The following is a 16233-nucleotide window of genomic DNA, read 5'->3' on the forward strand; positions in this document are numbered from 1 at the left end:
GTCGCGTTGTCCCGCGACCGTGCGTGCCTAGTTGTCGCCGGGAGGCGCGGTGGGGGCCGGGGGCGCGATCACCGTGGGCGAGAACGGGTTCGGGCCGCCGGGATCGATGCGCGGGGCCTTCTCGGTCGGCTCGACCGGCGGCGGCGGAGCGGCCGGCGTCGTCGTGGTCGTGGTGGTGGTAGTGGTGGTCGGCGTCGTGGTTTCGGGTGCCTCTTCTTCGGTACCGCACGCCGCGGTGAACGCGATCATGCCCATAACTGCGGCACCGCCTGCGATGACGGTGAGCCGACGCCTCAACTGCCCTGACTTCATCTTGTCCTCACTGTCCCCCGAAGTTACAAAAGCTGGCCATGCGAATCGCTTTGCGATTCCCAATATCTGCAACGCGCGCATGCACCGAAACCCATCCCGAGCAGGTTCTGGCGAACGAACTCTAACTTAATGGCGGGTTGGCCGCAGAGGCATTACTGCAGGCATTACCAATCGGTGACGTTCGGGCCGTCCGCGGCTTGACGGTGTCGGACGCCCAGTGTTTACTCGAGCCATCGAACATATATTCGAACAGAGGCTGGTTTTGATGGTGCGGGAGGTGTTGGTGTGACAGCTGCGACAAGCCTTGACGAACGCCTACGCACCCGCGCTGAGCAGGTAGAACACCTTCGCCGCAAGATTGCGTCGGTGTCGGGGAAAGTCGGTCCGGCGCACCGCGGGGTCTCGGGCTCCGATGACCTTCTCGACGATCAAGAATCTTTGCTGCAGGCGTCCGATGCGCTGGCCGGAACGTTGCCGGTGCAGTTGCCGACGGCGTTGCCGCGCGGGACGGTCGCGGTTGCGGCGGGGGCCCGGTCGTTGACGCTGGGCATCGTGGCGGCGGTGACGGCCGCGGGCGGGCATGCCGTGATCGTCGGTCAACCCGATGTCGGGCTGCTGGCCGCGGTGGAGATGGGCGCCGATCTGAGCAGGCTTGCGGTCATTCCGGATCCCGGCGCCGATCCGGTTGAGGTCGCCGCGGTGCTCATGGACGGGATGGACCTGGTGGTGCTCGGGCTGGGCGGACGCTCGGTGCCGCCGAGCCGGGCGCGCGTAATGGTGGCGCGGGCCCGGCAGAAGGGCTGCACACTCGTGGTGACCGACGGGGACTGGCAGGGCGCGTCCACCCGCTTGGAGGCCAGGGTCTGCGGTTATGAGGTGACCGGTGCGGGCCGTGGCGCGCCCACTCCCGGGCGCGGCCGGATCGGGCGGGTCCGGCTGACGATGCAAGGTAGGGGCCGGTCCTTCGGATCGGCACGCGCGGCAGGCGGATAAGCCATGCCTGCGGGTTCCAGGGTGCTGGCCCTGTGGTGCATGGACTGGCCTGCGGTCGCCGCGGCCGCCGCGGCGGGCCTTTCGCCCACCGCCCCGATCGCGGTGACGCTGGCCAACCGGGTCATCGCCTGTTCGGCATCGGCGCGCGCGGCGGGTGTGCGGCGCAGGCTGCGCCGACGCGAAGCCCAGGCCCGATGCCCGGAGTTGCACGTCGTCACCGCCGACCCGGCGCGGGATGCCCGCCATTTCGAGGGCGTGACGGCCGCCGTCGACGAATTGGTCCCGCGCGCGGAAGTACTGCGGCCGGGCCTGCTGGTGCTGTCGGTGCGCGGGGCCGCCCGGTATTTCGGATCCGAACCGGCGGCAGCCGAACGGCTTGTCGACGCCGTCGCCGCGGTGGGGGCGGAGTGTCAGGTCGGTATCGCCGACCAGTTGGCCACTGCCGTCTTCGCGGCCAGGGCAGGCCGCATCGTCGAGCCGGGACAGGACGCGCAGTTCCTGTCCGGCCTGTCCATCCGGCAGCTGGCCACCGAACCGGCGCTGGCCGCCCCCGGCCGAGAGGATCTGGCAGATCTGCTGTGGCGGATGGGTATCCGGACCCTGGGTAAGTTCGCGGCGTTGTCCCGCACCGATGTTGCGTCCCGGTTCGGTGCGGATGCGGTGGCGGCGCACCGGTTCGCGCGCGGTGAACCCGCGCGGGGGCCGTCGGGGCGGGATCCGGCGGCCGAACTCGACGCGGTGATGAACTGCGACCCACCGATCGAGCGGGTGGATGCCGCGGCATTCGCCGGCCGCTCGTTGGCAAGCGCCCTGCACCGCAGCCTGGAGGCGGCCGGTGTCGGGTGTACCCGCCTGGCCATCCACGCCGTCACCGCCAATGGTGAAGAGCTGGAACGGGTTTGGCGTTGCGCCGAACCGCTGACCGAGGACGCCACCGCCGATCGCGTGCGCTGGCAACTCGACGGCTGGCTGAATCGGCGCACCTCCGAGCGGCCCACCGCCCCGGTCACGTTGCTGCGGCTGCGCCCGGTGGAGGTGGTGTCGGCGGGTGCGCTGCAACTGCCGCTGTGGGGTGGTGTAGGTGAGGAGGACCGGTTGCGGGCCAGGCGCGCACTGCTGCGGGTTCAGGGGCTGCTCGGTCCGGAGGCCGTGCAGGTGCCGGTGCTCAGCGGTGGGCGCGGGCCCGCCGAGCGCATCACCTTCACCCCGTTGGGGGATGAGCCGGTGCCGCGGGCTGACCCGCGGCAGCCCTGGCCCGGCCAACTACCCGAGCCCTCGCCGACCGTATTACTCGACGACCCGGTGGAGCTCCTTGATGCACAAGGTAATCCGATTCGGGTCACCAGCCGGGGGATGTTCTCTGCCGATCCGGCGCGGTTGTCGGGCGCAGGCAAACGCGGTGGCAGGCTGCGCTGGTGGGCCGGGCCGTGGCCGGTCGACGAGCGGTGGTGGGATCCCGAGAACCGGGGCGCGGGCCGCACCGCCCGCGCCCAGGTGCTCATGGGCGACGGCGAGGCCGGTTTGGCGATGCTGCTGTGCTACCGGCAGCGGCGGTGGTACTTGGAGGGGGTCTATGAGTGAGAGAGACGCCGAACGTGAACTTGTGTGCGACTATTCGGCCGAATATCGACAACAAGCTCACGTTGGACGAAGGGCAGCGGTGAACGCACCGACCCGGTCGATGAACCGATCGAAGAACACCACCGGGTCGACGTCCACACCGATGAGCGCGTTGGGCTTGCGGCCCCAGTGCCCGCGCCAGTCGGCGACCGTCATACCGCGTGTCAGCGTCCCGGTTAGCTCGACGTCGACCGTGGTCTGGCGGTACTGCACGAGGTCGGGATCGAGTGCGACCGCCGCGGCCAGCGGATCATGCAGGTGAGCGAGATACCCGTCGCCGGTGTCGAAGTGGAACTCGAAGTAGAACCGCATGGAATCCTCGAACACGCAGATCAGCGGGTTGGCCGAGGTTGATCGCGTGCCTCGCTCGTCGAGCACGCTCATCGGCGCGGACGTGGCCCCGCCTGCTGCCGCCAGCCGGTTCAGCAGTGCGGGCGTCATCGCGATGTTCTCGGTGAGGTTGAGGCCCAGCACGATCGGCACGTGACCCGGGTCGTCGAGCCCCCACGCGGCGCCCCAGCCGCCGAAGACCTCGGCCGCCGACTCCGGGTCCACGCTGATGTTCCACTCCGAGACCGGTGTGGTGTTGCCGCGGTAGTCGAATGCACCGCCCATGATCACGAGCCGGCGCAGCAGTTTGGGCAGGCCCGGCTCGATCCGCATGGCCAGCGCAAGATTGGTCAGCGGTCCGGTCGCCAGTCCGATCAGCTCACCCGGATACGCGCGGGCGGCGCGCACCCACGCTTCGGCGGCGTCGTAGTCGGTGAGCGGCAGATCACTGGCCGGCAAGCGCGCGTAGCCGAGGCCTTGCGGGCCGTGGGTGTCCTCGGCCGTGCGCAGCGGCGCCTTCAACGGCTGTTCGGCGCCTTTGGACACCGGAATTCCCGTTGCCCCACACAGCTTCAGCAGTCCCAGGTTGTTGACGCAGACCTGTTGCACCGGAACGTTTCCCGCGGTCGACGCGATGCCGACGATCTCGGCCTCGGGGCTGGCCAGCAGGTACACGAGGGCCATCGCGTCGTCGACGCCGGTGTCCACATCGGCGAAGACGGGTAACGGAGTATTCACTTCGCCCAGCCTAGAGCGAGACTAAAATTCTCCACCGAGGAGGCGACGACGATGACTGGTCGGGTTGTGCACTTCGAGGTGCCCTTCAGTGACGGCAAGCGTGCGAAAGACTTCTACCAGCAGGTGTTCGGCTGGCAGGTCAACGAATATCCCGAGATGAACTACACGGGTGTCGCGACCGGCCCGGTGGCCGAATCGGGAATGCCCGCCGAGCCCGGATACATCGGTGGTGGCATGTTCGAACGTGAACCGGCGTATCCGCAGGGGCCCGTGATCACCATCGACGTGCCGAGTATCGACGCCGCGCTGGAGAAGATCCGGTCCCTCGGCGGCGAACAGATCGGCGAGAAGACCGCGGTGGGAGAAATGGGGTTTGCGGCCTACTTCAAAGACACCGAGGGCAACGTCCTGGGTCTGTGGGAGACCGCCGCACAGTCCTGAGCCTCACTGCTCGACAAGCCGCAGGCCGATCAGGCCCACCACGATCAGCGCGATGAACGTCATCCGCAACGGGCTCAGTGCGTCGCTGAACAGCACCACGCCCGCGATCGTCACGCCCACCGCGCCGATTCCGGCCCATACGGCGTAGGCGGTTCCCACCGGCAGCTGCTTGACGGCAATCGCGAGGATCGCGAAGCTGGCCGCCGCGGCGGTCACGCACACCACGCTCGGCCACAACCGCGTGAAGCCGTCCGACTGTTTGATGGCCAGCGCCCAGACGATTTCCAGTAGTCCGGCGAAGATGAGCAATGCCCATGCCATCGTGGGTCTCCCTCGTGTCAGGCGTTGTAACCGCCGTCGACGGTCAAGGTGGTGCCGTTGACGTATTGCGCGTCGGGTCCGGCGAGATAGGCGACCGCAGCGGCGATCTCGTCGGCGCGCCCGTAGCGGCCGAGGGGAATGTTGGGCAGGTCGGCGATGGCGTCGTCACTGTCGGCCGGGTTCATCTCGGTGTCGGTGTTGCCGGGGTGGACGACGTTGGCGGTGATGCCGCGCGGTCCGAGATCACGGGCCAGGCCGCGGGCCAGCCCGGCCACCGCGGCCTTGGTCGCCGAGTACAGCGTCACGCCGGGGTAGGGCACGTGATCGGCAAGGGTGCTGCCGATCGTGATGATCCGGCCGCCCTCACCCATGACGGCCGCGGCGGCCTGGCTGAACAAAAACGGCGCGCGGATGTGCAGATCGATGGCCTGGTCCACCTCGGCGGCGCTGACCTGGTCGAGGGGACCGTTCGGAAACACCCCGGCGTTGTTCACGAGGATGTCGAGGCGGCCGAACGCTTCGATGACGGCGTCGACCGCCTGCCGCGCCGCCTCGGGTGCGGCGCTGTTTGCCTGCACCGCAATGGCTTTCGATCCCATCGCGGTGATCTCGTCGACCACGGTCGCGGCCCGCTCGGGCGAGGAGTGGTAGGTGATGGCGACATCGGCGCCCTCGGCCGCCAGTCGCCGGGCGATCGCTGCGCCGATCCCGCGGCTGCCTCCGGTGACCAATGCGGCTTTCGACTCCAGCGACATGACCGTCTCCCATCAATTTTGTAATAGACACTACAAATATAGACTCTTCATATGTCCCGTCAACCCACGCGCCGCGGCCGGCCCCGCGCATTCGATCGCGGCACCGCACTCGAGGCGGCGATGGACGTGTTCTGGGAGCGGGGCTACGAGGGCACGCGAGTGAGTGATCTGACGAAGGCGATGGGCCTGAACGCCCCGAGCCTCTACGCCACGTTCGGCTCCAAGGAGGACCTGTTCCGGGAGGCCGTCGCGCACTACAACGCGCCCGACCGCTCGCCGACCACGATCGCGCTGCAGCGGCCGGGACCCGTCCGTGACGCGGTGGAGGCGATGCTGCGCGACAACGTGCGTGAATACGCCGATCCCGATACCCCGCCGGGCTGTCTGATCGTCCTGGCCGGGATCGCCTATTCGGCCGAGACCGAGGTGTTGCGTGACCTGCTCAAGAGCTGTCGCGACGAAGACCGCGCCCGGCTGCTCGGCCGAATCCAGGGCGGAATCACGACAGGCGAGCTACCCGCCGGTCTGGACGCACAGCGGCTCGCCTCGTTCCTCATGACGGTGCTGCACGGGCTGTCCATCCAGGCGCGCGACGGCGCCTCGCGCGCCGACATGGAGGCGGCGGTGGACATGGCAATGCTGGCTTGGGACCGCACCGTTGACGCCGCCGGGCGCGCTACCAGTGCAGGCCCGGCACCATCCGCGCCGCCCGCTTGACCGGGCGGGCCACCGAACGCGGCACGCGCAGCGATCGCCGCGAGCGGGCGGGTCGCTTGGGCCTGCGAGCGGGAACCGTTGTGCTGTCGGTGGCTTCGGCCGGAACCAGTCCGCGGGCTGCCGCCGAATCGGGGTAACCCAGATAGAGCTGATGCAGCACCCGGCGGGACAGCTTGGGGGTCATGTAGTTGCCGAAGTCGGCGAAGGTGCCCAGCGGGGTGTCGATGCGCGGCGGTTTTTCGACGAGGCCCCGCACCACCATCGCCGCGGCGTGCTCGGCCGAGATCGGCGGCACCGGGTTGAGCCGGCGCGACGGCGCGATCATCGGCGTCTTCACCAACGGCATGTGGATGTTGGTGAACGTGATGTGATCGGACAGGGTTTCGGTCGACACCACATCGGAGAACGCATCCAGCGCAGCCTTGCTCGGCAGATACGAGCTGTACTTGGGGGTGTGCGCCTGCACGCCCGCGCTCGACACGTTGACCACATGGCCGAAGCGGCGTTCCCGCCAGTGCGGCAGCAGGGCCAGCACCATCCGCACCGCGCCGAAGTAGTTGACCGCCATGACTCTTTCGTAGTCATGCAGCCGGTCGGTCGAGTTCACCACCGACCGGCGGATCGACCGGCCGGCGTTGTTCACCAGATAGTCGACGTGGCCGAACCGGCCGAGGATGTCCTTGACCGTGTGCTCGACCGACGCGGAATCGGTGACGTCACACGTGAATGCGTATGCCTGGCCGCCGGCGGCACGGATCTCGGCGACCAGATCGTCGAGTGCCTCGGCGTTACGGGCCAACGCGAACACGCAGCCACCCCGCTCGGCCACCGCGATCGCCGAGGCCCGGCCGATGCCACTGGAGGCGCCGGTGATGATGACGTGCTTGCCGACGAGTGGCCCGGCCGGATCGTCACGCCGAGCCCGGTCCGGGTCGAGGTGTCTTGCCCAGTACTCCCACAGCCTCGGTGCGTAGGAAGCGAATTCGGGGACCTCGATTCCGGTGCCGCGCAACGCATCGACGGTGTTGTCGGCGGTGAACGTCGGCATCAGGTCCACGACATCGAGCACCTCGCCGGGGATGCCGAGCTGGGTGGCCACGATGTTGCGCACCGCCTTGACGCGTCCGCGCGCCTTCACCACCGGTGCGGCGGCGGCCCGCGGCAGCGAGCCGCGGAGCGGCGGCAGCCCGGCCACATCCGCTACACCGCGGTAGATGCCGCGCAGCCCAATGGTTTTCGGAGCCGTCAGGTGGAATGTCTGGCCGTCGCGGCCCTCGGTGTGCATGAGGTGGACCAGCGCGTTCACGACATAGTCGACCGGCACGATGTTGGTGCGGCCGGTATCGGGCAGCATCATCGGCGTGAACCTGGGTAAGGCGGCCAACCGCGCCAGAATCCCGAAGAAGTAGTACGGCCCGTCGATCTTGTCCATCTCGCCGGTTGCCGAGTCGCCGACCACGACCGCGGGCCGGTACACGCGGTAACGCAGCCCTGCCGCGGACCGTACGAGCATCTCGGCCTCGAACTTGGTCTGGTGATATGGCGTCGGCAAGTCCTGGGCGACGTCGAAATCGTCTTCGGTGAAAACGCCCCGATAGGTGCCCGCGACCGCGATGGACGACACGTGGTGCAACGTCGCATCGAGACGCCGAGCCAGCGAGATCACCGCGCGGGTGCCTTCCACGTTGGCGGCCCGCTGTTCGGATTCGCCGACGGTCATGTCGTAGATGGCCGCGCAATGCACGACATGCGCGACGTCCCCGAGCTCGGCGATATCGGCGTCACTGAGGCCGAGATCGGCCGTGGTCAGATCTCCGACCAGCGGTTTCGCCCGCTCGTTCCAGTCCTGTGCGAGGTGTTCGAACCGGTTCAGCGATTCCCGGCGGACCAGCACCCAGACTTCGGCGTCCGGCTGCTGCGTCAGAATCCGCGACACCACGCGGCGACCAATAAACCCGGTACCGCCGGTAACGACATAGCGCATGCGAGACATGGTGGCCCGATATCGGGCAAACGTCAACTGGGGCCGTCGGCCGAGCGGCTATCGTCCGACGCATGCCCATCAATCCGAATGCCATCGGTGAAAAGACTGATCCACAACGCTTCGAATGGACCGACCGCGACACCCTGCTGTACGCGCTCGGCGTCGGTGCCGGCACCGACGACCTGGCGTTCACCACGGAGAACAGTCACGAGATCGAGCAGCAGGTACTGCCGACGTATGCGGTGATCGCGTGCTCCCCGTTCGCCGCGGCGCTCAAGATAGGCACCTTCAACTTCGGCATGCTGCTGCACGGTTCGCAGGAGATCCGGCTGTTCAAACCGCTTCCGCCGGCCGGGAAGATGACCGTGGTGTCCGAGGTCGCCGACATCCAGGACAAGGGCGAGGGCAAGAACGCCGTGGTGATGCTCAAAGGCGTCGGCACCGACACCGACAGCGGAGATGTCTTCGCCGAAACCCTCACAACGGTGGTGATCCGCGGCGAGGGCGGGTTCGGTGGACAGCCCGGCCAGCGGCCTGCCGCCCCCGAGATTCCCGACCGGGAGCCCGACGCCCGGGTGGCGCTACCCACTCGCGAGGATCAGGCGCTGATCTACCGGCTGTCCGGCGACCGCAACCCGCTGCACAGCGACCCGTGGTTCGCCAAGAATCTCGCGGGCTTCCCGAAACCGATCCTGCACGGACTGTGCACCTACGGAGTGGCGGGGCGGGCACTCGTGGCCGAGCTCGGCGGCGGGGATGCGACGAAGGTCCACGCGGTGGCGGCGCGGTTCACCTCGCCGGTGTTCCCGGGTGAGACGCTGACGACGTCGATCTGGCGCACCGAACCCGGCCGCGCGGTGTTCCGGACCGAGGCAGCAAATCCGGATGGGTCGGGTGCCCGGCTGGTGCTGGAGGACGGCGCCGCCGAATTTCACTGAAGCGCTGCTAAGCAGGACCGTAGGTTGACAGGATCGTTTTCACTGGGTCGCACGGCTCCGTGCGGGATTGGTGGGTGACACGTGGCAAAGCTGAAGTTGGTCGTCGGGTATCTCGCCACCCCGGGTGGTGCGGACGCGTTGGCCCTGGCCGTCCGGTTCGCGAGAACTCTGGATGCCGAGGTCGAGATCTGCATTGTGCTGCCGCCCGACACCCGGCTGCCGGGTCTGGTGCCGAAGGGCGGCTACGAGGATGTGCTGGCGGATCAGGCCAAAGGCTGGCTGAATGAGGCGCTGGCCAAAGTGCCTGATGATGTTGTGGCACACGGTCATCTGAGCTTCGACGAGTCATTCACCGATGGCCTCATTCGCGAGGCGGTGCGGCTGGAGGCGCTTGCCATCGTGGTCGGTGGATCCGGCGGTGGTCTGGTCGGCAGCTACTCATTGGGGTCGGTCGTCAACGAGCTGTTGCACTCGTCGCCGCTGCCGGTCGCGGTGGCGCCGCGCGGAACCCGGGATTCCAAGGTCGAGCGCGTCAGGGAAGTCACCTGTGCGATCGGCCAGCGCAAGGGTTCGGATCTCTTGCTGGACACGGCCGTCCGAGCGAGCCGGGCAGCGGGCACACCGCTGCGGCTGGTGTCGCTCGTCGCGCTCGATCCCACCTTCGGATCCCTGCGCTCCGATGATGACGCGGTCCGCGAACATGCGCTCGCCCATGCCCGGGAAACTCTGGAGACCGCTAAAAGCGAGCTGCCGGAGGGGTTCCCAGTGACCTCGACTATCGTGAACGGTCCCACCGTCGAGGCTGCGGTGAACAAGCTGGAATGGCACGACGGTGACGTCATCATGGTCGGGTCGAGTCGGCTGAGCGCGCCTCGCCGGATCTTCCTCGGATCCACCGCGGCGAAGATGTTGCGGGTGTTGGATGTGCCGATGGTTGTTGTGCCCAGGGATGAGTTGAAGGATGGCGAGGAGCGGCAATGACGGAATCCGCCTCAGAGTCTGCGTCGCATCGCGAACTGGAGACCGCGGAGCAGTCTGCCGGGCTGGTCTCCAAAGGACTGGCATCGGGTAAGGTCGGCACGTTTTCGGGTGCCATCCTTGGCATCTCGTCGGTCGCGCCGGGCTACACCCTCACCGCCAGCATCGGCCTGATCGTCGCGGCCGTCGGCCTGAAGATGCCCGCGATTCTCATCGCGGGCTTCATCCCGATGTTTTTGACGGCGTACGCCTACCGCGAGCTGAATTCCCGTGCCCCGGACTGCGGTGCGTCATTCACGTGGTCCACCAAGGCATTCGGACCCTACGTCGGGTGGATGTGCGGCTGGGGCATGGTGATGGCAACCATCATCGTCCTGTCCAACCTGGCCGCGATAGCCGTCGAGTTTTTCTATCTGTTCATCGCCCGGGTGGCCAACAACCCGTCGATCGCCGACCTCGCCGGCAACAAGGCCATCAACATCATCACCACTCTCGTGTTCCTGGCGATCGCCACCGCGATCGCGAGCCGGGGCATCACCACCAGCGAGCGCGTGCAGTATGTGCTGGTCGGATTCCAGATGGTGGTGCTGTTGGCGTTCGCGATCATGGCGTTCGTTCATGTCGGCCGCGGCGACGCGCCCGCGGGCCTGTCGTTCGACCTGGACTGGTTCAACCCGTTCACCGGACTTGCCTTGAGTGCCTTCGCGATCGGCGTGACTGGATCGATCTTCGCGTTCTGGGGCTGGGACACGTGCCTGACCCTGGGGGAGGAGTCGAAAGACCCGACGAAGGTTCCCGGCCGCGCCGGCCTCTTGTGCGTGTTGTCCATCCTGGCGACCTATCTGCTCATCGCGGTCGCGGTGATGATGTACGCCGGGGTGGGTGAAGCCGACCTCGGGCTCGGCAATCCCGACAACGCCGACAATGTGTTCGCCGCGCTCGCCGATCCGGTGCTGGGCACCCTGGCCGGGCCACTGTTGTTCCTGGCGATCCTGGCCTCCTCGGTGGCCAGCCTGCAGACCACGTTCCTGCCTGCCGCACGGGCGATGCTGGCGATGGGCGCCTACAAGGCCTTCCCGGCACGCTTCGCCGAAGTCAGCCCGCGCTACCTGGTGCCAAGCTTCGCGACGATCACTGCCGGTGTGGTGACAGGCGTGTTCTACACCGTGGTGAGCGTGCTCTCCGAAAGTGCACTGCTGGATACCATTGCCGCCCTTGGCATCATGATCTGCTGGTATTACGGCATCACCGCATTCGCGTGTGTCTGGTATTTCCGCCGCGAGCTGTTCGCCAGCGCCCACAATGTGGTGTTCAAGCTCGTGTTCCCGTTGCTCGGCGGCATCATGCTGGCCGTGGTGTTCGTGATCGCCATCGGCGAGAGCATGAACCCGGAGAACGGCAGCGGTGCCGCGATCGGCGGTATCGGCCTGGTGTTCTTCATGGGCTTCGGCATCCTGCTGCTCGGCGCCGTGCTCATGTTGATCTGGCGCTCACGCAGCCCGGAGTTCTTCCGCGGCGAGACGCTGCGGCATGACACCCCGTCGCTCGTGGAGTAGGTGCGGCGACGCCGAGTCCGACGAAATGGCTGTTCCCGCAGAGAGTTTCCAGCCATCCCGTCGGTCTCGCGCGAAGTATTTCTCCTATTGGTGGTCTTCTGACGCACTGTGGCGAACGTGCAGGCTTCTGCGACCGAGAGCCGTCATCGCCACGAAACGTTGCACGCTCGTCACAGCGTCCGCCACTCCATCTACGGCGTCAGCGGAGCCTGGTTGTGCGCAAAGGGCGCTCAGCTGCCGGCGGCGTTACCGATGCCGGACTCGCCCTTGACGTGGGCAAGCTCGAATGGATCGAGAATGTCCCACACCGTCGCGACTGCCTGATCCTTGAGAACGGCGGCCGGATCTTCCAGGTTCAGCAGGTCGGCGGCGATGTCGTAGCCGTAGTACGCGAACGATCCGATCGGCGTCGTCTTGATCAGCTCGTTGATGATGAGCTGGCGGGCACGGTCACCTTCCGGTCCACTGCCCAGGCCGGGCGCCAGGGCGGGCAGGATCTTGCTGATCGGAATGACGGCGTTGACCCACGGCACGATCTGGCTGCCGCGGTAGATCTGCTCGGTCGCTTCGCGAATGAACGGATCGAATGCGTCGAGCGCTTCGGGCGTGAGGTTCATCAACGCGTTTCGAAGCTCCATGATCTCGTCCGGGATATCGGTCGGCTCCGGATCATCCGGCCGGAACGGGTTGGGGCTCCACGGCGTATCGGCGGCGGTGTCGGCCTGTGTCTCGACGGCAGCGGCCACCTTCGGCGAGCTGACCACCGTCGAACTCGTCGGTTCGGCAACCGGTTCGGTCTCAACTGAGGTGTCCGGCTTGGGAGCGGCGGCCTGCTTGGGTGTGAACAGGTTCTTGAGCTTCGCGACCTGCTCGGCCTCGAATTCCTCGGCGCTCGGCTTGGCGGCAGGCTTGGTTGCGGGCTTGGTCGCCGGTTTCGCCAGTGAGTCGGAGATCGTCTTCGACACCGTGCTGACGGTCTTGGTGACCTGCTCGTTGAGCTTCTCGCCGGCCTTCTCGAGGTTGTCGTTGAGCTTCGACAGCGGCTTGGGGCGGTCGGGCTTCGAATCGGACTTCGAATCCGATTCCGAATCAGACTTTGAATCAGTCTTGGCACCCGCGTTGGCGGCCGGCTTCTTGGGCCCTGTGTTGGGTTTGGAGCTGCTGCTGGAGGTGGTGTCCTTCGAGCCGCTGTCGGTGGACTCCGCATGCGCGGTGCCCTGCCCCGCCGCGGCGATGGCCGCCCCGACACCCACCGCTACCGCAACACCGCCGACGTAGCCGATGTACTTCGTTGACGTCATCGCCGTCCTTTCACAGCCGATCCCCAGCCCAGAGGCATCGTAGGGGGTAGGCGAGGATCCGGCAGCGCGAGGGCGTCACACCCAGGTGCCGCCGTCGACGCGCAGCGTCACCCCGGTGACGTACGAGGCCCGGTCACTCAGCAGCCATGCCGCGGCCTCGGCGACCTCGTCGGGCCGGGCAGCACGGCCCAGCGGGGTTTCTGCGACGATCCGCTCGATGACGCCGGGGCTCACGTCTTCCCACTGCTGGATCATCTCGGTGAGGGTGGGCCCTGGCGCGATGGCGTTGACCCGGATGCCCTCGGATCCGTATGTCGCGGCGGCGGATTCGGTGAGGCTGTTGACGGCCCTCTTCATCGCTCCGTACGCCGGCAGTTCGGGGTTGCTGTGCAAACTGCCGACGCTTGAAGTGTTGACGATCGCACCGGTCTTGGCGGTGGCGCGGATCGCGGCGATCTCGGCGGCCATGGCCTGCCACACGCCTTTGAGGTTGACTGCGTAGACGTGATCGAAGTCGGCCTCGGCCACCTCGTCGAGCGGTCCCGGTGGCTGGATCGTCGCACCGTTGTTGAAGGCGATGTCGAGCCGGCCCCACAACTCGACGGTGCGCTGGACCGCGCCCCGCACGCTGGCCCCGTCGGCCAGGTCGCACACCACGTAGTCCGCCGTGCCGCCGGCCTCGCGAATCTCGTCGGTGACCGTCTTGAGCTCACGCTCGGTCCGGGCGGCGAGCAGCACGGTCGCACCCTCACGCGCGAACAGGCGGGCCGCCGCCGCGCCGATGCCTCGTCCCGCGCCGGAGACGAACGCGATCTTGCCGGTGAGCATGCCGATATGTGTCGTTTGAGTCATGGAATCGAGCGTGCGGGCGGTCGCGCAGCGGATCCAGGTATTACCGATACCTGGCTACCGCCGCGGCGCCCCGGACAATGGAAGGCGTGGACAAGCGTGAATTCGGGGCGTTTCTGCGCAGCAGGCGCGAGCGGATCAGTCCCACCGATGTCGGGTTGCCGGTCGGTGCTCGGCGTCGCACCCCGGGTCTGCGCCGCGACGAGGTCGCGCACCTCGCGTTCATCTCCACCGAGTACTACACGCGCCTGGAGCAGGCCCGTGCCCCGCATCCATCGCGGGAAGTGCTCGCAGGACTGACGCGCGCGCTCAGATTGTCCGATGCCGAACGTGCTCACCTCTATGTGCTGGCCGGTGTCGAGCCCGAGGCGCCGCTTGGTCCACCGCGCGCCGTCCGGCAGAGCATCCTCGACCTGTTGCAGCGTCTGCCGCAGGCCGCGGCGATCGTGCTGTCCGCCACCTATGAGGTGATCGCCTGGAACGACCTCGCGTGTGCGCTCATGGAGGACTTCTCGGCACTGTCGCGCCGCGATCGCAATCTCGTGCGACGCGCGTTTCTCGGACCGCGGCCGCCGGGCGGGCGGCGGCTGTACGGCGTATCCGACGCCGACGAGTTCGGCCGAACGTGCACCCAGCACCTGCGGGCCACTGCGGCCCGCTATCCGGACGACCCCGAGACTGCTGAGCTCATCGCCGAATTGCGGGCGGGCAGCGAGGAATTCAGGCAGCTGTGGGACGCCCACGACGTGATCGCCCAGCCCGCTCTGTGTAAGACGTTCGCACATCCCGTGGTCGGCCCGGTGGCGGTCAACTGCGATGTGCTCGACATCGCCGATCGGGACCAGAGAGTCGTGATCTATACCCCGGAGCCGGGCTCGCCGTCCGAGGAAGCCATGCGGCTGTTGGCAGTTCTCGGCACCCAACGCATGGACGTGCCCGGCTGAGCCGACTCGAGCCAGTCGGCGAACTGTCGTCCTTCATCGATCGCCCAACGCTGCGGCGACGACACATCGAGGTAGGACTCCAGCAGCTTTTCGGCGTCGGCCATGCCGTGTGTTGTGATGAGCGCCCGCAGCAGGTCCGGGCAGGCCAGCGTGAGCTGTCCGAGCCGGGCCCGGTCGGCCAAACTCCGCAACAGTCGCATACCGGGATCATCGGTGGGCGGGTCGGCCGCGGCGCGGGCCGTGTAGGCCGCCAGGCGCCGCTCCCAATCCCGGGTTGCGGCGAGGCCGTGGGTATCGCGGAATCCATTGTGAGCATACGGCTGTCGGACACGTCGGTACGGCGGTGACTCGACGGTGCCCGCGCAGGCGCGGTGCAGCGCTTCGAGGACAGCTCTCAGGCCGGCGGCGCCGAGCATGACCATCGAGGAGGGGACCGCCTCGAACACCACTGCCCGCAGCTGCGGCAGTTGCCCGACAACGTGGCTGAGTATCGTCAGCAATTCGAGATCGGGGCCGCCGATGTGAGCGTCGAGGTAGTAGCCGTCGAGTTCGACGCCGCCGGCGACGTGGATCTCCAGCACGCGATCGAGCGGCAGGGCGGCGAGCACCTCGTCGACGGTTTGGCGGCCGTTGCGCTGGTTGGTCAGCAGGTTGTGCAGGTCGAGCAGGATGCCGCAGTCGGCGCGTTCCGCGATCTGGGCGATGAACACCCCGTCGGGTATCTCACCGGGCCGCGGGCGTAGATAGTTCACCCCGGTCTCGATGAGAAATGGTCGTTCTGAACAGCTTTGGTAGCCGCGGATGTGCTCGACCGCAGCGTCGATCCCGGCCGAGGTTTGGGCCGGCGGCAGCAGAAAGCCGGCGTCGAGATCGCGGCCGGCGTGCCGGACGCGGTTGAACGACAGGTGCTCGCTCCAGTGCGGGGCGCCGAGACGTTTCGCGCACGCGGCGGTCAGCGCGAGACCCTGCGGATCGGGTGCTTCGCAGCCGCCGACGGGAAAACCCACGCCGTGCACGAGCGTGGGGCGGCCCCGGCTTTCGACCCATTTGAAGGCGGGTTCATTGACGTCCCAGCCGTTTCCGTCACGTGGGTGCCACATGGTCTGCGGCTCGACCTCGACCACGTCGATCAGGTGGGCGATGTCGTCCCACACCAGATCAAGCCCGGTGGTGGCGATGACGCCGACGCCGAGGCCGGGCCGGGACATGGCAGCGTCATCCCATGTTGGGCGCGGCGAAGCCTTCTTCGTCGACGACGAAGTCGGCGAACGTCTGCCACTGCAGGTCCAGCCCGGAGTGACAGCCGGGGCAGCCGGCCTTGCCGAGCACCTCGGCCTGCGCTTTCTGGAACTTCTTGAGATCGAACAGCACCGAGTCGGGGGCGCTGATCCGGATCCGGTCGCGCGGCGGCAGGGGCTGGGGATTCAATTCGGCCATGATGATGTCCTTTCTCGCT

17 protein-coding genes are annotated in these 16233 nt (G+C 67.4%); 8 read left to right on the forward strand and 9 right to left on the reverse strand.

Features of this window, described 5'->3' with window-relative positions; genetic code table 11:
- Window positions 1-27: 27 nt before the first annotated feature.
- Window positions 28-312 (reverse strand): hypothetical protein, encoded by a 285-nt coding sequence (locus AWC31_RS25565; protein ID WP_067842756.1) that lies wholly within the window; start codon window positions 310-312, stop codon window positions 28-30.
- A 285-nt stretch (window positions 313-597) separates the two neighbouring features.
- Between AWC31_RS25565 and AWC31_RS25570 the strand changes: the two genes are divergently transcribed.
- Window positions 598-1305, forward strand: a complete 708-nt coding sequence (locus AWC31_RS25570; RefSeq protein ID WP_085146728.1) for a DnaE2-dependent mutagenesis accessory factor ImuA' — start codon at window positions 598-600, stop codon at window positions 1303-1305.
- A 3-nt stretch (window positions 1306-1308) separates the two neighbouring features.
- A complete protein-coding gene (locus tag AWC31_RS25575) occupies window positions 1309-2886 on the forward strand; it encodes a DNA polymerase Y family protein (protein ID WP_085146730.1) in 1578 nt (525 codons plus the stop codon).
- 57 nt (window positions 2887-2943) lie between these two features.
- Here the strand turns inward: AWC31_RS25575 and AWC31_RS25580 are convergent, their stop codons facing one another.
- Window positions 2944-3993, reverse strand: coding sequence for a nucleoside hydrolase (locus AWC31_RS25580; protein ID WP_264051879.1), 1050 nt, complete (start codon window positions 3991-3993; stop codon window positions 2944-2946).
- 51 nt (window positions 3994-4044) lie between these two features.
- Between AWC31_RS25580 and AWC31_RS25585 the strand changes: the two genes are divergently transcribed.
- Window positions 4045-4434 carry a VOC family protein gene (locus AWC31_RS25585; RefSeq protein ID WP_085146734.1) on the forward strand — a complete coding sequence of 130 codons (390 nt, stop codon included), beginning with the start codon at window positions 4045-4047 and terminating at the stop codon, window positions 4432-4434.
- 3 nt (window positions 4435-4437) lie between these two features.
- Here AWC31_RS25585 and AWC31_RS25590 read toward each other — a convergent pair whose 3' ends face one another.
- Together AWC31_RS25590 and AWC31_RS25595 are read right to left on the reverse strand one after the other, a co-directional pair.
- Complete coding sequence (locus tag AWC31_RS25590) at window positions 4438-4755, reverse strand: DMT family transporter (protein ID WP_085146736.1); 318 nt, start codon at window positions 4753-4755, stop codon at window positions 4438-4440.
- A 17-nt stretch (window positions 4756-4772) separates the two neighbouring features.
- The gene (locus tag AWC31_RS25595) at window positions 4773-5510 is read right to left on the reverse strand and encodes an SDR family NAD(P)-dependent oxidoreductase (protein ID WP_085146738.1); all 738 of its coding nucleotides are present in this window, start codon (window positions 5508-5510) and stop codon (window positions 4773-4775) included.
- A gap of 51 nt (window positions 5511-5561) precedes the next feature.
- Here AWC31_RS25595 and AWC31_RS25600 point away from each other — a divergent pair, with 51 nt between their 5' ends.
- Entirely contained in the window at window positions 5562-6227 is a 666-nt protein-coding gene (locus AWC31_RS25600; protein WP_085146740.1) for a TetR/AcrR family transcriptional regulator, read from the forward strand.
- Here AWC31_RS25600 and AWC31_RS25605 read toward each other — a convergent pair.
- Window positions 6187-8211 (reverse strand): SDR family oxidoreductase, encoded by a 2025-nt coding sequence (locus tag AWC31_RS25605; protein WP_110775253.1) that lies wholly within the window; start codon window positions 8209-8211, stop codon window positions 6187-6189. The genes AWC31_RS25600 and AWC31_RS25605 overlap by 41 nt on opposite strands.
- A 71-nt stretch (window positions 8212-8282) precedes the next feature.
- Between AWC31_RS25605 and AWC31_RS25610 the strand changes: the two genes are divergently transcribed.
- The 3 genes from AWC31_RS25610 (at window position 8283) to AWC31_RS25620 (ending at window position 11683) form a co-directional block, all read left to right on the forward strand.
- Window positions 8283-9149 (forward strand): MaoC family dehydratase, encoded by an 867-nt coding sequence (locus tag AWC31_RS25610; RefSeq protein ID WP_085146744.1) that lies wholly within the window; start codon window positions 8283-8285, stop codon window positions 9147-9149.
- Between the two features lie 90 nt (window positions 9150-9239).
- Complete coding sequence (locus AWC31_RS25615) at window positions 9240-10130, forward strand: universal stress protein (RefSeq protein ID WP_085147309.1); 891 nt, start codon at window positions 9240-9242, stop codon at window positions 10128-10130.
- Window positions 10127-11683 (forward strand): APC family permease, encoded by a 1557-nt coding sequence (locus tag AWC31_RS25620; RefSeq protein WP_085146746.1) that lies wholly within the window; start codon window positions 10127-10129, stop codon window positions 11681-11683. The genes AWC31_RS25615 and AWC31_RS25620 overlap by 4 nt, the downstream gene beginning before the upstream one ends.
- A gap of 230 nt (window positions 11684-11913) precedes the next feature.
- Here AWC31_RS25620 and AWC31_RS25625 read toward each other — a convergent pair whose 3' ends face one another.
- Entirely contained in the window at window positions 11914-12984 is a 1071-nt protein-coding gene (locus tag AWC31_RS25625; protein WP_085146748.1) for a hypothetical protein, read from the reverse strand.
- Between the two features lie 75 nt (window positions 12985-13059).
- Window positions 13060-13836, reverse strand: coding sequence for an SDR family NAD(P)-dependent oxidoreductase (locus AWC31_RS25630; RefSeq protein ID WP_085146750.1), 777 nt, complete (start codon window positions 13834-13836; stop codon window positions 13060-13062).
- A gap of 77 nt (window positions 13837-13913) precedes the next feature.
- Here AWC31_RS25630 and AWC31_RS25635 point away from each other — a divergent pair, with 77 nt between their 5' ends.
- Complete coding sequence (locus AWC31_RS25635; RefSeq protein ID WP_234790676.1) at window positions 13914-14777, forward strand: helix-turn-helix transcriptional regulator; 864 nt, start codon at window positions 13914-13916, stop codon at window positions 14775-14777.
- Here AWC31_RS25635 and AWC31_RS25640 read toward each other — a convergent pair.
- Entirely contained in the window at window positions 14690-15985 is a 1296-nt protein-coding gene (locus AWC31_RS25640; protein ID WP_085146752.1) for an MbnB/TglH/ChrH family RiPP precursor modification enzyme, read from the reverse strand. The genes AWC31_RS25635 and AWC31_RS25640 overlap by 88 nt on opposite strands.
- A gap of 7 nt (window positions 15986-15992) precedes the next feature.
- The gene (locus tag AWC31_RS25645) at window positions 15993-16214 is read right to left on the reverse strand and encodes a hypothetical protein (protein ID WP_067842796.1); all 222 of its coding nucleotides are present in this window, start codon (window positions 16212-16214) and stop codon (window positions 15993-15995) included.
- Window positions 16215-16233 lie beyond the last annotated feature (19 nt).

Origin of the sequence: Mycolicibacterium wolinskyi, from assembly GCF_002101965.1 — a bacterium.
GTDB lineage: Bacteria > Actinomycetota > Actinomycetes > Mycobacteriales > Mycobacteriaceae > Mycobacterium > Mycobacterium wolinskyi.

Bases quoted from the DNA above. Each gene is read 5' to 3' on its own strand.
- AWC31_RS25565 (WP_067842756.1), bottom strand. From the start codon at position 312: ATGAAGTCAGGGCAGTTGAGGCGTCGGCTCACCGTCATCGCAGGCGGT.
- AWC31_RS25645 (WP_067842796.1), bottom strand. From the start codon at position 16,214: ATGGCCGAATTGAATCCCCAGCCCCTGCCGCCGCGCGACCGGATCCGG.
- AWC31_RS25605 (WP_110775253.1), bottom strand. From the start codon at position 8,211: ATGCGCTATGTCGTTACCGGCGGTACCGGGTTTATTGGTCGCCGCGTG.
- AWC31_RS25620 (WP_085146746.1), top strand. From the start codon at position 10,127: ATGACGGAATCCGCCTCAGAGTCTGCGTCGCATCGCGAACTGGAGACC.
- AWC31_RS25575 (WP_085146730.1), top strand. From the start codon at position 1,309: ATGCCTGCGGGTTCCAGGGTGCTGGCCCTGTGGTGCATGGACTGGCCT.
- AWC31_RS25630 (WP_085146750.1), bottom strand. From the start codon at position 13,836: ATGACTCAAACGACACATATCGGCATGCTCACCGGCAAGATCGCGTTC.
- AWC31_RS25600 (WP_085146740.1), top strand. From the start codon at position 5,562: ATGTCCCGTCAACCCACGCGCCGCGGCCGGCCCCGCGCATTCGATCGC.
- AWC31_RS25585 (WP_085146734.1), top strand. From the start codon at position 4,045: ATGACTGGTCGGGTTGTGCACTTCGAGGTGCCCTTCAGTGACGGCAAG.
- AWC31_RS25625 (WP_085146748.1), bottom strand. From the start codon at position 12,984: ATGACGTCAACGAAGTACATCGGCTACGTCGGCGGTGTTGCGGTAGCG.
- AWC31_RS25640 (WP_085146752.1), bottom strand. From the start codon at position 15,985: ATGTCCCGGCCCGGCCTCGGCGTCGGCGTCATCGCCACCACCGGGCTT.
- AWC31_RS25595 (WP_085146738.1), bottom strand. From the start codon at position 5,510: ATGTCGCTGGAGTCGAAAGCCGCATTGGTCACCGGAGGCAGCCGCGGG.
- AWC31_RS25590 (WP_085146736.1), bottom strand. From the start codon at position 4,755: ATGGCATGGGCATTGCTCATCTTCGCCGGACTACTGGAAATCGTCTGG.
- AWC31_RS25610 (WP_085146744.1), top strand. From the start codon at position 8,283: ATGCCCATCAATCCGAATGCCATCGGTGAAAAGACTGATCCACAACGC.
- AWC31_RS25635 (WP_234790676.1), top strand. From the start codon at position 13,914: ATGGAAGGCGTGGACAAGCGTGAATTCGGGGCGTTTCTGCGCAGCAGG.